Source organism: Arthrobacter crystallopoietes (assembly GCF_002849715.1).
Lineage (GTDB): Bacteria > Actinomycetota > Actinomycetes > Actinomycetales > Micrococcaceae > Crystallibacter > Crystallibacter crystallopoietes.
Genome location: NZ_CP018863.1, coordinates 3,987,736 through 4,001,957, shown reverse-complemented (window position 1 = coordinate 4,001,957; position 14,222 = coordinate 3,987,736). Strand labels below are relative to the sequence as shown.

Annotated in this window: 12 protein-coding genes; 6 read left to right on the top strand and 6 right to left on the bottom strand. The window is 65.6% G+C overall.

Annotated elements, in window-relative coordinates:
• The first annotated feature begins 5 nt into the window (after positions 1-5).
• Both AC20117_RS18425 and AC20117_RS18420 read left to right on the top strand, forming a co-directional pair.
• A complete protein-coding gene (locus AC20117_RS18425) occupies positions 6-707 on the top strand; it encodes a class I SAM-dependent methyltransferase (protein WP_074702409.1) in 702 nt (233 codons plus the stop codon).
• On the top strand, positions 700-1,866 hold the full coding sequence (locus AC20117_RS18420; RefSeq protein ID WP_074702410.1) for an FAD-dependent oxidoreductase: 1,167 nt from the start codon (positions 700-702) through the stop codon (positions 1,864-1,866). The genes AC20117_RS18425 and AC20117_RS18420 overlap by 8 nt, the downstream gene beginning before the upstream one ends.
• Here the strand turns inward: AC20117_RS18420 and AC20117_RS18415 are convergent.
• The gene (locus tag AC20117_RS18415; protein WP_074702411.1) at positions 1,863-2,360 is read right to left on the bottom strand and encodes a DUF2231 domain-containing protein; all 498 of its coding nucleotides are present in this window, start codon (positions 2,358-2,360) and stop codon (positions 1,863-1,865) included. The two genes, AC20117_RS18420 and AC20117_RS18415, sit on opposite strands and share 4 nt — an antisense overlap.
• A 161-nt stretch (positions 2,361-2,521) precedes the next feature.
• Here AC20117_RS18415 and mshA point away from each other — a divergent pair, with 161 nt between their 5' ends.
• A complete protein-coding gene (gene mshA / locus AC20117_RS18410; protein ID WP_074702412.1) occupies positions 2,522-3,754 on the top strand; it encodes a D-inositol-3-phosphate glycosyltransferase in 1,233 nt (410 codons plus the stop codon).
• A 58-nt stretch (positions 3,755-3,812) separates the two neighbouring features.
• On the opposite strand, the gene AC20117_RS18405 is transcribed toward mshA, so the two are convergent.
• From AC20117_RS18405 to AC20117_RS18390, 4 genes are read right to left on the bottom strand one after another with little or no spacing between them, the layout of a single operon-like run.
• A complete protein-coding gene (locus AC20117_RS18405) occupies positions 3,813-5,042 on the bottom strand; it encodes a kynureninase (protein WP_074703416.1) in 1,230 nt (409 codons plus the stop codon).
• A 24-nt stretch (positions 5,043-5,066) separates the two neighbouring features.
• Positions 5,067-5,966, bottom strand: a complete 900-nt coding sequence (locus AC20117_RS18400) for a MaoC/PaaZ C-terminal domain-containing protein (RefSeq protein ID WP_074702413.1) — start codon at positions 5,964-5,966, stop codon at positions 5,067-5,069.
• The gene (locus tag AC20117_RS18395; RefSeq protein ID WP_074702414.1) at positions 5,963-7,306 is read right to left on the bottom strand and encodes a 3-oxoacyl-ACP reductase; all 1,344 of its coding nucleotides are present in this window, start codon (positions 7,304-7,306) and stop codon (positions 5,963-5,965) included. Before AC20117_RS18395 ends, AC20117_RS18400 begins: the two co-directional genes overlap by 4 nt.
• Positions 7,307-7,309: 3 nt before the next feature.
• Entirely contained in the window at positions 7,310-8,659 is a 1,350-nt protein-coding gene (locus AC20117_RS18390; RefSeq protein WP_074702415.1) for an acetyl-CoA C-acetyltransferase, read from the bottom strand.
• A 75-nt stretch (positions 8,660-8,734) separates the two neighbouring features.
• On the opposite strand from AC20117_RS18390, the gene AC20117_RS18385 reads away from it, so the two are divergent.
• Both AC20117_RS18385 and AC20117_RS18380 read left to right on the top strand, forming a co-directional pair.
• Positions 8,735-9,466 carry a TetR/AcrR family transcriptional regulator gene (locus tag AC20117_RS18385; RefSeq protein WP_083339861.1) on the top strand — a complete coding sequence of 244 codons (732 nt, stop codon included), beginning with the start codon at positions 8,735-8,737 and terminating at the stop codon, positions 9,464-9,466.
• Between the two features lie 10 nt (positions 9,467-9,476).
• On the top strand, positions 9,477-11,594 hold the full coding sequence (locus AC20117_RS18380) for an acyl-CoA dehydrogenase family protein (RefSeq protein ID WP_074702417.1): 2,118 nt from the start codon (positions 9,477-9,479) through the stop codon (positions 11,592-11,594).
• Between the two features lie 53 nt (positions 11,595-11,647).
• Here the strand turns inward: AC20117_RS18380 and glgA are convergent, their stop codons facing one another.
• Positions 11,648-12,844 carry a glycogen synthase gene (gene glgA, locus AC20117_RS18375; protein WP_074702418.1) on the bottom strand — a complete coding sequence of 399 codons (1,197 nt, stop codon included), beginning with the start codon at positions 12,842-12,844 and terminating at the stop codon, positions 11,648-11,650.
• A 104-nt stretch (positions 12,845-12,948) separates the two neighbouring features.
• Here glgA and glgC point away from each other — a divergent pair, with 104 nt between their 5' ends.
• The gene (gene glgC, locus AC20117_RS18370) at positions 12,949-14,217 is read left to right on the top strand and encodes a glucose-1-phosphate adenylyltransferase (RefSeq protein WP_074702419.1); all 1,269 of its coding nucleotides are present in this window, start codon (positions 12,949-12,951) and stop codon (positions 14,215-14,217) included.
• The last annotated feature ends 5 nt before the right edge of the window (positions 14,218-14,222 follow it).

Genomic DNA, 14,222 nt, shown 5'->3' with positions numbered 1-14,222 from the left:
TAGCAGTGGGATTTCTGGCCGAGCGGGCGGTCGATGCCGTCGAGGAGATGGACCGGGCTGACTGTGATGTGCGGAAGCTGGAGCGCACGTACCGGCAGTTTCCGCTCATCAACTGGGCAGTGTCGGGTTGGCACGGCATCTACCGGCGGCAGCTGCGCCCGTTGCTGAGGCCGAATGGTCCCAACTCCTTGCTGGATATCGGCTCGGGCGGAGGCGATATCCCGCGGGCCATCGCCAAGTGGGCCGCGCGCGACGGCATCCCGCTGGACATTACTGCGATCGACCCGGATGAGCGGGCGCATGCCTTCGCCGTCTCCCGGCCCAAGGTGAACGGTCTGGTGTTCCGCCGCGCGTTCAGTTCCGAGCTGGTGGCACAAGGACGCTCCTTCGACCTCGTGACATCCAACCACCTGCTCCACCATCTGGACGGGGCCCAGCTGGCGGCGCTGCTGTCAGACTCGCAGCAGCTGTGCCGCCGGGCCGTCATGCACAACGACATCCGCCGCAGCCCGCTGGCCTATGCACTTTTTTCCGTCGGGACGCTGCCGTTCTTCCCCGGTTCCTTCATCCGCGAGGACGGGCTGACTTCCATCCGCCGCAGCTACACCTCGGGCGAATTGCAACAGCTTGTGCCGCGAGGCTGGACCGTCAGCACCAAGAGGCCGTTCCACCACCTGCTTAGTTACAGGCCTCTCAACCATGCATGACGTTGCCATCGTGGGCGCCGGTCCGGTAGGACTGCTGCTCGGAATTCTGCTCCGGAAGCGGGGCATCGACGTCGTTATCCTCGAGCAGCGCAGGCGGCGGAGTGATCATTCGCGTGCGATCGGGATCCACCCGCCCGCGCTCGCCGTGCTGGCCGAAGCCGGGGTTGCGGAACAGCTGGTTGCCTCCGGTGTGCGGATCAGGGACGGAGTGGCGCGCCGAAGCGGCCGCGACATCGCCGTCCTGGACTTCGGGCGCGTGCCCGGACCGCATCCGTACGTGCTCGCAGTGCCACAGGTAATGACGGAACGGATCCTGGAGCAACGGTTGCGCGCGCTTGGGGGCAGGGTTCATTACGGCAGGACAGCCCAAAGGATTGACGACGGCGGGGGCCGGGTCACGCTGGAAGCCAGCCGCTGCGGCGGGACCGCTGGCAGTGCCGGGGGCAGCATCGACGAAGGACGGGAGACGGTCCAAGCCCGGCTGGCCGTGGCGGCCGACGGTGCCCGTTCCACCATCAGGGACCTTCTGAAGGCGCCCCTGACATCGCGGAATTATCCCGATACTTACCTGATGGGCGACTTCGCGGACAACACCTCCGACGGAGACACCGCCGTTCTCTACCTGGAGCCGGACGGCATCGTCGAGTCGTTTCCGTTGCCCGGGGGCCTCCGCCGCTGGGTGGTCCGGACCCACGCCCTGGACCCTGAACCGGAGCCCGGCCGGCTGGCCGATCTGATCTCCGGGCGCACCGGCCGGACCGTGGACGTCGCCAGCAATTCAATGCTCAGCTCGTTCGCCGTGCGCTCGCGGAGAGTCCGCCGCATGGTTCACGGCCGCGTTGCCCTGATCGGGGACGCCGCGCATGAAATCAGCCCCATCGGCGGACAGGGCATGAACCTGGGGTGGCTGGACGCTGCCGCGCTTGCCCCGATCATCACCGCGGCACTTCAGGGACAGGACACCAGAGAACAATTGCGGGTGTTCGACAGCAGCCGGCGTGCCGCAGCCGCCACGGCAGGATGGCAGGCCCACCTGAATATGGCGCTTGGCCGCCCGCTTCGGCCAGCGGTCCTGGATGCCCGGAACAGCCTGCTGCTGCCCGCCCTGGCAATCCCCGGTGCAGCCGCCATGGTGGCCCGCCGGTTTACAATGCACTAATCCTCGCTGAAGCTGCCCTGCCATACGGCCCGGGCGCCCGATTCGCCCACCTGGACAATCATGACCGTGGCTCCCACGCACACGGCCGCAACCACCAGTACGGCCACGGCAGCAAGTACCCGGGTCCCGGCCGCGCCGAGCTTGCGGCGGATGCCGGCCGCCGCGGACGTGCCGTAGCGGAACCACAACCATTGGCCCAAGGCCGCGATAAAGATGCCGATCACCCAGGGCAGCATCTGTTCACCCAACCTCTGGTGCTCCTGCACCAGAGGTGTTACATCGATCCGCGTGAGCAGCCAATCCCCGGCCTGCTCTGTTATTGGAACCAGCACCAGCGCGGCCAGGGCGATCAGCGGGGTGACTATGCCCAGACGTCGCCGCGCCGTCGGCCAGACCAGGCTCAGAATGGTGCACAGCGCTGCAACCGGAATCACGATGACCGTGGCATGGACCAGCAGTACATGCATCGGCAGCCCATTGACTTCGTACTCCATGGCGGTGTTCCCCTTAACTCCGATGGCTTCCGTTGCTGCGGCCGGCTGTGACGTTTCATCGACCCGAATGCGTTTACTGATCCAGACGCGTCCGGGCGGCAGAAGGTTCAGCAGCGACTAAAGTTGATGCTACGTCCGCCAGCCCTGAGGGAAGGAAGCCCATGCGCACCCTGCGCCGAATCGCGGTCCTTTCCCTCCATACCTCGCCGCTGGCCGTGCCCGGCGGCGGCGATGCGGGCGGCATGAACGTTTATGTCCGGGCAGTCTCCCGGGAACTGATCGCGATGGGGGCGCAGGTGGATGTCTTCACCCGCTCCACGGTGGAAGACCAGGAGCCGGTTGAATACCCGCGGCCCGGAGCACGGGTCATCCACTTGCCCGGCGCCCCCGCGGACACCGTGGCCAAAGAGGAACTCCCCCGGCTGCTGCCGCGGCTGGAGGCAGAACTGCGCAGGTTCACGGCCGCCGACAACGGCGGCCCCTACGATGTCATCCATTCCCACTACTGGCTCTCCGGCGCCGTGGGGCTTCAGCTGCAGCACGACTGGCGCGTGCCCTTGGTTCATTCGATGCACACCTTGGCCAAGGTCAAGAACCGCCACCTGCAGTCCGGCGAATCCCCGGAGCCGCAGATCAGGATCACCGGCGAGCAGGACATCGCTGACGGCGCTGCCCGCCTCATCGCCAACACGCTTACCGAAGCCACTGAACTCAAGGAGCTGTACGGGACCGCCGGAGACAAGATCGATGTGGTTCCGCCCGGGGTGGATTTGTCGAACTTCACGCCGGAAGGCCGGGACGAGGCGCGGCGCAGCGCAGGCATCGCCCCGGACGTTTTCCACATCTGCTTCGCCGGTCGGATCCAGGCCCTGAAAGGACCCCAGGTGTTGGTCAACGCGGCGGCCCGGCTGAAGGAGCTCTGCCCGGACATGCGCCTGCAGATCACCGTCATCGGTGAAGCCAGCGGCACGAGCAAGCTGGAACTGGGACCGTTGATCCACCAGCTGGGCCTGGAGGAGACCGTCCGGCTGCTGCCGCCGGTGGGCGCTGCGGAACTGGCCGAACACTTCCGCAGCGCCGACGTGGTGGCGGTGCCCTCCTACAGCGAGTCCTTCGGCCTGGTGGCGCTTGAGGCACAGGCCTGCGGCACACCGGTGGTCGCCACGAACGTCGGAGGCCTGCCCTCGGCGGTCAGCCACGGCGTTACCGGGCTCCTGGTCGACGGGCACGCGGCACAGGATTGGGCCTCGGCCCTGCGCGAGCTGTACGAGTACCCGGACTTCCGCCGCCGCCTCGGGGCCAGCGCGTCGATCCATGCCGCCGCCTTTGGCTGGGAACAGACAGCTGCCCTGACCGCGCACAGCTACCAGCATGCCGTGGACCACTTCGCGTAGTGGCGCCGTCGCCCTTCACATGCGGTGCTGCCACCGGGCCTGCGGGCGAGCAGCCTGATCAGCCGAGCGCCAGTTCCGCCTCGATCGCTGCCACCCCGACGTAGACCTCTTCGAAACTGGTGGACAAGGGCGACAGTCCCAGCCGCAGGCCGTCGGGTTCGCGGAAGTCCGGAATGATTCCCTGGTCCCAGAGCCTGCCCACCACTTTCTTAAATGACGGATGGTCGATGGTGATATGGCTGCCGCGCTCCGCGGGGTCCCGGGGCGAGGAAATAACGACGCCGTAGCCCGCCAGCAGCTCCTCCGTCACCTCGACGGCAAATTCCGTCAGGGCCACGGACTTGTCACGAACATTCTGGATTCCGGCGCTGCCGATCAGGTCCACCATGTCCTGGATGGCCGTCATGCCGATGATCGGCGGCGTACCGCTTGCGAACCGGCCGATGCCCGGCGCAGGTTCATAGCCCGGCCCCATCTCGAAGGGAGCGGCGCTGCCGATCCACCCTTGGATCGGCTGCCGGAACTGCTGATGCTCGGCGCTGACATAGGCCCAGGCCGGGGCGCCGGGACCGCCGTTGAGGTACTTGTAGCTGCATCCGACGGCGAGATCCACGCCCCAGGCGTCCAGCTCCACCGGGATGACACCAACGGAATGGCACAGATCCCACAAGACCAGTGCCCCGGCGTCGTGCACTGCCTGCGTAATCGCGGGCATGTCGGCCAGATATCCGGACCGGTAGGCCACGTGGCTGAGCAGCACCAGTGCCGTATCGGGACCGACGGCCGACCGGACCAGCTCGGCGTCCACGCCGCCATCCTGCGGTGGCTCGAGCCAGTCCAGTCCGAGTCCGCATTCGTCAGCGATGCCCTCCACGATGAACCGGTCGGACGGAAAATTGTCGCGGTCAATGACAATCCTGTTACGACCGGGGCGGGCCTGGATCGCAGCCCGGGCCAGTTTGTACAGGAGCACGGTGGTGGAATCCGCCACGATGCACTGGCCCGGCGCGGCGCCCAGCGCCACCCGGCCCAGCTGGTCCCCGATGCTTTTCGGCAACTGCAGCCATGTCTCGTCCCAACCCCGGATCAGGCGGCCGCCCCACTGGTGCACCATCAGTTCCTGGACCCGCTCCACGCTGGCCTGGAGCGGGCGTCCCAGGGAGTTGCCGTCCAGATACGAGCGGACCGTGGCGTCGTCGTGCCCCACGAAGCGGGCCCGGAACGACGCCAACTGGTCCGCTGCGTCCAGCTCGCGGGCACGCTTCAGCAATCCGTGGTCTTCAGTCATGGTGCCAAGCATACTTCCGGCGGGTCATAGGGCGCGGACGCTGCCGCTGAAGTGCTTGCGGTGGCTGCGCTCGCCCCAGCCGGTGAAGTCTGCCGAATCCCACCGGCCCTCCACTTCGTGGTCCTCGATCCGCAGGGCAACCGTGGCGGGCAGGAATACCGGTGCGGCGAACTCGATGTCCCAGGCGAACGGCTCGGCTGCGACAGCCTCGACACTGTTGATGACCCGGGCGGCCAAATACATGCCATGCGCAATTGAACGTTTCAGACCGAGGATTTTGGCGGACAGCGCGCTCAGGTGGATCGGGTTGAAGTCGCCGGAGACGGCGGCATACTCCCGTCCTGCTTCCGGACCAAGACGCCATTTGGCCGTCGGTTGGGGCGGCACGAAGTCCTGGCGTTCGGGGCGGCTCGTCTTGTCCAGGCCGGGCAGGTACAGTCCCTTGGCCAGGTAGGTGGACGTGCCTTCCCAGACGTTCTCCCCCGCTGCCTGGACATCGACGCGCACGTCCAGGCAGGTGCCCGCGTGATGTCCGGCCAGGTTTTCCGCCCACGCCGTGACTGTCAGGGGTTCGCTGAAGTCGATGCTGCGCAGGTGCCGCACCCGGTTTCCCAGATGGACCATGCCCAGCAGCGGGAGCGGGAAATCCGGACGCGTCAGCACACTCATGACTACCGGGAACGCTACCGAGTGGACGAACACAGAAGGCAGGCTGTCCCGCACTGTGCCGTGCAGCAGGTGCTGGAACGTGGTGACGTGCTCCAGACTGACCTGCACGTCTGTGACGGTGTGCTGCACGTGGGGCAGGGCATGGCTGCGTTCCAGTGATCCCAGCTTGGTCCTCGCGGCCGTCGAGAGAGCGCTGACATACAGCTTGGACAGGGAAGGCAGTTCCGGGAGCGCAATGGCTTCACGGGTGCTCATGCGCCCACCAGGCTCTGGCCGCAGACGCGCAGGGTCTGTCCGTTTATGCCGCCGGCGGCATCGCTGACCAGGAAGGAGATCGTCTCGGCGACGTCGAGCGGAAGTCCGCCCTGCTGCAGGGACGGCAGCATTCGGCGTGCGATTTCCCGCGTCGCCATAGGAATCCTCGCCGTCATCTCGGTTTCGATGAAGCCGGGAGCGACGGCGTTAATGGAACCGCCGCGTTCGGCGAAGGCTCCCGCAGAGGCGGCCACCATGCCGATGACGCCGGCCTTGGAAGCCGCGTAATTGGTCTGCCCCCGGTTGCCGGCGATGCCGCTCGTCGAGGCAAGCGAGACCACGCGCGGAGCCTGCGGGAACAGCTCGGAGGCCAGCAGGACCTCGTTGATCCGCAGCTGGGAGGCGATATTGACGTTGATCACCGAATTCCACTTTGCCTCATCCATGTTTGCCAGCAGTTTGTCCCGCGTAATGCCGGCATTGTGCACCACAATGTCCAGCCTTCCGTAGCGGCTGTGGGCGTGTTCCAGGATTTTCTGCCCGGCGGCTTCACCTGTGATGTCCAGCTGCAGCGCCGTTCCGCCGGTTTCGTTGGATACCTTCGCCAGCTGCTCGCCGGCGGCCGGTACATCCACGCAGATAACCCGCGCTCCATCGCGGTGCAGGACTTTGGCTATGGCAGCGCCGATGCCACGGGCTGCACCGGTAACGACGGCGACCTGCCCCGCCAGCGGCTGGTCGAAGTCTGCCGGTAGCTGCCCTTCTGGCGAGCCGACGAGCAGGAACTGGCCATCAACGTAGGCACTGCGTCCGGAGAGGAAGAAGCGCAGCGCTGCCAATGCGCTCGGTGCCTTGGCATCCACGCCGTCGTCGAGCAGGATGCCGTTGCCGGTGGCACCGCCACGCAGTTCATGCGCGAGGGAGCGCAGTGCGCCTTGGATCCCCTGCCGGGCTGCCGCCCGTGCCGGGGCTTCCGCAGCGGACGCCAGGCGGGAGATCGTCACGACGCGCCCGCCCGGAAGGAGGCTCCGCAGCGAGGCTCCGACGGTCAACATCGGCTCGGCGAGGTCCTCGGGATCGGACACCTCGTCCAGCACCGCGACAATCGCCCCCAGCTTGTCCTTGGGTCCGGCGTGCCGGCGAACATCGAGTCCCCATGCCAGCAGCTCCGTGGCCAGCGCCTCGGTACCGGCACTGCTGCCAATCAGTAGCACGGGTCCGGGAACCAAGGGCTGGCCCGGGTGGTAGCGCCGCAGGATGGCCGGCCGTGGCAGGCCAAGCTTCTTCGCGATGTTCTTGGACAGTCCGCTGTTGACGAGCGTCAGGTAGGAATCCGTCATGGCTTAGCGGGCCTCCATGATGGCGACGACGCCCTGGCCGCCTGCTGCGCAGACCGAGATCAGTCCGCGTCCGCGATTGCCCTCGGCTGCCGCTTTTTCGTGGAGCAGCTTGGCCAGCGTCGCTACGATCCGTCCCCCGGTGGCGGCGAAGGGGTGGCCGGCCGCGAGCGAGGAACCGTTGACGTTGAGTTTGCTGCGGTCGATGGCTCCGAGCGGCTTGTGCAGTCCGAGCTTGTTGCGGCAGAATTCTTCGCTCTCCCACGCCGCCAGGTGGCACAGCACGGTGCCGGCAAAGGCTTCGTGGATCTCAAAGTAGTCGAAGTCCTCAAAGGTGAGGTTGTTCCGTGCCAGCAACCGCGGGACGGCGTAGGCCGGTGCCATCAGCAGCCCTTCCTTGCCGTGCACAAAGTCTACGGCTGCCGCTTCCGAGTCGACGATGTCCGCAAGCATGGGCAGATCGTGCGCGCGGGCGTAGTCTTCCGAACCGATCAGGACGGTCGATGCACCGTCGGTCAGCGGCGTGGAGTTGCCGGCGGTCATGGTCGCCTTCTCGCCAAGGCTCTTGCCGAATACCGGACCCAGCTTGCCGAGCTTCTCCAGCGAAGTGTCGGCGCGAAGATTAGCATCGCGGGTGAGGCCATGGTACGGGGTGACCAGATCGTCGAAGAAGCCGCGGTCGTAGGCAGCGGCCAGGTTCTTATGGCTGGCCAGGGCCAGTTCATCCTGTGCTTCCCGGGAGATATTCCAAGCCGCAGTGGTCAGGGCCTGGTGCTCCCCCATCGACAGCCCCGTACGTGGTTCAGCGGTACCCGGGGCATTGGGCGCCAGGTCCTTCGGCCTGAGTTTGGCGACGGCCGTGAGCTTCTGCTGCAACGTCTTCGCACGGTTCATCTCCAGCAGCACTGCGCGCAGTCCCTCGCTGACTGCTATCGGTGCATCGGAGGCGGAGTCCACACCGCCCGCGATTCCCGATTCGATCTGACCCAGTTTGATTTTGTTCGCCAGTCCCATGACCGTTTCCAGTCCCGTGGCGCAGGCCTGCTGCAGGTCGTAAACGGGCGTCTCCGGCGAGAGCGCGGAGCCGAGCACGGCTTCGCGGGTGAGGTTAAAGTCCCGGGAATGCTTGAGCACCGCCCCGGCGGCGACTTCGCCGATGCGTTCGTCCTGCAGGCCGAAGCGGGCAACGAGGCCGTCGAGGGCTGCGGTGAGCATGTCCTGGTTGCTGGCTTTGGTGTAAGCGCCATTGGCGCGGGCGAACGGGATGCGGTTTCCACCGATGACTACCGCCTTGCGGATTCCCGCACCAGCGGCGGAGTCAGTGGACGCGGCGGACACATCGGGTGAAGCAGCCATGGGGGCGTTCTCCTTGGAGTTCGGTGGCAGATCGGGTAGTTACTGCTACCTAGCGTACCTGATACGCTGGGTATCGTGAATACAGCTCTTGCGCACGGACAACCTGCAGCAGATGGACGATCGGCGCGCTGGGATGCCCACCGGGCTACACGGCGCCGTGAGCTCATCAGGGCCGCCCGGCAGGCTGTTCACCGGCTGGGCCCGGACGCCTCGATGGAAGAGATCGCCACGGCGGCAGGCACCTCGAAACCAGTCTTCTACCGCTATTTCGGCGATAAGGCGGGTCTCCAGCGGGCGGTCGGCGAAGTGGTGATCGGGCGGATGCAGAGCAAACTGCAGGAAGCCGCGGAGACCGCAACAACAGCCCGCGAAGGGCTGCATGCGATGGTTTCCGTCTACCTGCAAATGGCTGAATCATCGCCCCATGTCTATGCCTTTGTTACCCGGCCCGGCGGAGCAGATCCATCGGCCGCACCAGGAATCGAGCCCGACGGCGTCGGCGGCGCAGCGGTCCTGAGCCACTTTTTCGCGGCCGTGACGGCCATGATGGAGGCTCCGTTCCTTGCCCATCTCACGGCGGGCAGGAGCACCGAGGCCCAGCTCAAAGCCGCCGCATACTGGCCTCCCGCCGCCATCGGCATGGTCCGCGCGGCCGGCGAGCATTGGCTCGGAGCGCCCGAAGGCGACGACAAGCCCAGCAGGGAGCAAATGACTGAGCAGCTCACCGGTTGGCTCTTTGACGGCATCGCCCAGATCGCGTCGAACGCCGGCGGCAGTACTAGCAATAAGAACAAAACGACCAGCTGAAGGATCAAGGATGACCCAAGTGACAGTCCCCACCGCAAGCGCCCCCGAACTCCCGGAAGACGGCATCACGGCGCCTGCCGCCGTCGATGTTGCCGCACTGGGCAGCCACCTGCTCGGCAACTGGGCGGACATTCGCCGGCAGGCACGCGAGCTGGCTGGCCGACCCGAGGTCCAGGGTATTGACGGGCTGACCATGACCGAACACCGGGAGCGGGTATCCAGTCAGCTCAAATACCTCGTGGACAGCGGCGCGGTCCACCGCGCGTTCCCGAAATACCTCGGCGGAGAAGACAATCATGGCGGCAACATTGCAGGCTTCGAGGAGCTCGTAGTGGCGGATCCGTCACTGCAGATCAAGGCCGGCGTTCAATGGGGGCTCTTCGGCTCAGCCGTGCTCCACCTGGGCACCAAGGAACACCACGACAAGTGGTTACCCGGGATCATGAACATGGACATTCCGGGCGCCTTTGCAATGACGGAAACGGGGCATGGCTCCGACGTCGCCAGCATCGGCACCACCGCGACATACGATCGGCAGAGCCAGGAGTTCGTGCTGCACACACCGTTCCGGGCGGCGTGGAAAGACTATCTGGGCAACGCGGCCAAGGACGGGCTTGCCGCCGTCGTTTTTGCGCATCTGATCACCCGCGGTGTCGACCACGGTGTGCATGCCTTCTTTGTCCCCATCCGCGACGAACAGCGGAACTTCCTGCCCGGCGTCGGCGGTGAGGATGATGGCCTTAAGGGCGGTTTGAACGGTGTCGACAACGGCCGGTTGCATTTTGACCATGTCCGTATCCCTCGCACCAACCTGCTTAACCGCTACGGCGACGTCGCGGCAGACGGCACCTACAGCTCCCCGATTGCCAGCCCTGGCCGGCGCTTCTTCACCATGCTGGGCACGCTGGTGCAGGGACGGGTGTCCCTGGACGGTGCGGCCGTAGCCGCAAGCAAAGTAGCGCTGTCCATCGCGATCAAGTATGCCAACGAGCGGCGGCAATTCAACGCGGCTTCGGAGACTACCGAGGAAGTGCTGCTGGACTACCAGCGCCATCAGCGGCGCCTGCTGCCAAGGCTTGCGACTACCTATGCAGCCTCGTTTGCCCACGAGGAACTGCTCGAGCAGTTCGACGGTGTCTTTTCGGGAACCCACGACACCGACGAAGACCGGCAGGACCTGGAAACGTTGGCCGCGGCCCTCAAATCCTTGAGCACCTGGCATGCCCTTGACACCATTCAGGAGTGCCGCGAGGCCTGCGGCGGCGCCGGTTTCCTCGCCGAGAACCGGCTCCCGTCGCTGCACGCAGATCTGGATGTCTACGCGACCTTTGAGGGGGACAACAACGTCCTGCTGCAGCTGGTCGCCAAGCGTTTGCTGGCGGACTATGCCAAGGAATTCCGCCATGCCGACTTCGGCGTGATGGCCCGCTGGGTGGCCCACAAGGCCGCTGACGCCACGCTGCATAGGACCGGCCTGCGGCAGGTCGCCCAGACCTTTGTCGACAGCGGTTCCGGGAAAAAGTCCGCGAATTACCTCAAGGATGAAAATACCCAGCGCCAATTGCTGACGGAACGGGTGTCCGCGATGGTCAAGGAGGCGGGCAACGCTTTGCGCAGCGCCAGCAGAATGCCGCAGGCCGATGCCGCCGCGTTGTTCAACGAGCACCAGAACGAGCTCATCGAGGCGGCGCGCGCGCATGCCGAGCTGCTGCAGTGGGAGGCCTTCACCCGGGCGCTGCCCGGCATCGAGGACCGGGACACCCGCCAGGTCCTCACTTGGGTCCGTGACCTGTTTGGGCTGGGTCTGGTGGAGAAGAACCTGGGCTGGTACCTGATGAACGGCCGGCTCTCCGCGCAGCGCGCCCGGACGCTGGGCGACTACATCAACAGGCTGCTTGCCCGTCTGCGCCCGTTCTCGCTGGATCTGGTGGATGCCTTTGGCTACGGCCCGGAGCACCTGCGCGCGAAGATCGCATCCGGTGCGGAAGGCATGCGCCAGGAAGAAGCCATGGCGTACGCACGCACACGCCGGGCCAGCGGCGAGGCTCCCGTGGACGAGAAAATCCTGATCGCCCGCCAGAAGGCCGCGGCCAAGCGGGAGAAACGCCGGGCAGCGGCCGGGAACTGACCTAACGCTCAGCCCCGCCGACCAAGATTGCCCGTTCGGCGGGGCTCTGCGCTCTACTTCAGAACGCTGCGGTAGACCTCAAGGGTGGTTTCCGCGATGGAATGCCAGGAGAAATGCTCCTCCGCGCGGCGGCGTCCGGCCTCGCCCTGCTTCCGGGCACGGGCCGGATCGCTGACCGTCTCGGTCAACGCGGCCGCGAAATCCTGCACGAACTTTTCGGGATCCAGCGGCGTTCCCGTGCCGTCCTGAACCTGTTCCAGTGGAACCAGCGTTCCGGTGACGCCGTGGTCGACGACCTCCGGAATGCCTCCGGTGGCGCTGGCGACGACCGCCGCACCGCAGGCCATGGCTTCGAGGTTGACGATGCCGAGGGGTTCATAAATAGACGGGCAGGCAAAGGCCGTGGCATGGCTGAGCACCTGGATGAGCTCGTTCCGGGGAAGCATCCGCTCGATCAGCACCACGCCGTCACGTTCCGCGCGCAGGTCTTCGATCAGGGCGTTGACCTCGGCACCGAGTTCCGGCGTGTCGGCCGCGCCGGCGCAGAGCACAACCTGCACCTCGGGCGGCAGCAGCTTGGCCGCGCGCAGCAGGTACGGCACGCCCTTTTGGCGCGTTATCCGGCCCACGAACACCACGCTGGGACGGGACGGATCAATACCCAGGGCGCGAACGGCGTCGTCGTTTTCATCCCGCTGCCACAGTTCGACGTCGATGCCGTTGTGGACGACCTTCACCTTGTCCGGATCCACGTTGGGGTAACTGCGCAGGATGTCGTTTCGCATGCCAGCGGACACCGCAATGATTGCCGCCGCGGCCTCATAGGCGGTCTTCTCCACCCAGGAAGAAACCGCGTAGCCGCCGCCGAGCTGCTCGGCCTTCCACGGGCGCAGCGGCTCAAGTGAATGCGCGCTTAACACGTGCGGAATGTTGTGCAACAGGCCGGCCAGATGTCCGCCCATGTTGGCGTACCAGGTGTGTGAATGGACCAGGTCGGCGCCCTCGATACCCGCGAGCATCTCGAGGTCAACTCCGAGTGTCTGGACCGCCGGATTGGCCTCGTTCAGGGACGCCGGCACCGCATAGCTGCGCACCGTGGCCCCATGGAAGTCGGCGGGGCGGTCAGCCCCGAAGGCATGGACGCGCAGGTCCACCTTGTCTGCCAGCACACGGCTGAGCTCGGCCACATGAACACCAGCGCCGCCATAAATGGCAGGGGGGAATTCCTTCGTCACAATATCTATCCGCACGAAACCTAACGTAGTGCACCGGGGGGTTCTCCTCTAGTCTGAAGTCGTGGGGAACTTCATAGTTTGTTCACGGACGAACTAAGCGACCGAACGGGGAAAGTGCAATGCCACAGAAGAAAGTTCTCGCCGTAGTCTTAGCAGGCGGCGAGGGCAAACGGTTGATGCCATTGACGGCGGACAGGGCTAAACCTGCCGTGCCGTTTGCCGGCAGCTACCGGCTGATCGATTTCGCGCTGTCCAACCTGGTCAATTCGGAGTACCGGAAGGTTGTGGTGCTGACCCAGTACAAGTCGCACAGTCTCGACCGGCACATCTCCGAGACCTGGCGGATGGCGACCCAGCTGGGCAACTATGTGGCGTCCGTGCCGGCGCAGCAGCGCCGCGGCAAGAGCTGGTTCCTGGGCAGTGCCAACGCTATCTACCAGTCGCTGAACCTGATCCATGACGAAAACCCGGACATCGTCGTCGTTATTGGTGCCGACCATGTGTACCGGATGGACTTCTCCCAGATGGTCGAAGACCATATTGCCAGCGGCGCCCCGGCCTCTGTGGCCGCCGTCCGCCAGCCGCTGAAGCTGGCTGACCAGTTCGGCGTGATCGAAACCGACCCGGATGCTCCGACACGGATCAAGGCCTTCGTCGAAAAGCCCGCCAGCACCCCGGGCTTGCCGGATGATCCGGACAGTTTCCTGGCGTCCATGGGTAACTACGTGTTCAATACCGATGCGCTGCTGGCTGCCTTGGAAGCCGACGCGGAACGGCTGGATACTAACCACGATATGGGCGGGGACATCATCCCGTATTTCGTGAACCGCGGTGAGGCTGCCGTCTACGACTTCACGGCCAATGACGTGCCCGGTTCAACGGTTGCCGACCAGCAGTACTGGCGCGACGTCGGAACGCTGGATTCCTACTATGACGCGCACATGGATCTGATCAGCCCGCTGCCAGCGTTCAACTTGTACAACCTGGAGTGGCCCATCTATACCCGGCAGTCCGTTTCCCCGCCGGCCAAACTGGTCCGCGGTGTCAGCGGGGCCGCCGGGACCGCGCTCGATTCGATCCTGTCCCAAGGTGTTGTGGTCTCGGGTGCCGAGGTCTCCGGCTCGGTTCTCGCCACGAATGTGTTTGTGGCTGAGCGGGCGGAAGTATCGGACAGCGTGCTGATGGACAAGGTCACTGTGGGCGAAGGCGCTGTCATCCGCCGGGCCATTCTGGACAAGAATGTGCACGTACCTGCCGGCGCCAGCATCGGCGTCGACGCCGAGTTGGACCGCGCGCGTGGATTTACCGTGACCGATTCCGGACTGACGGTGTTGAGCAAGGGCCAGGAAGTCCTGCTCCAGAATCCGTCGCCGGTGGTCACCCCGTAGGCAGG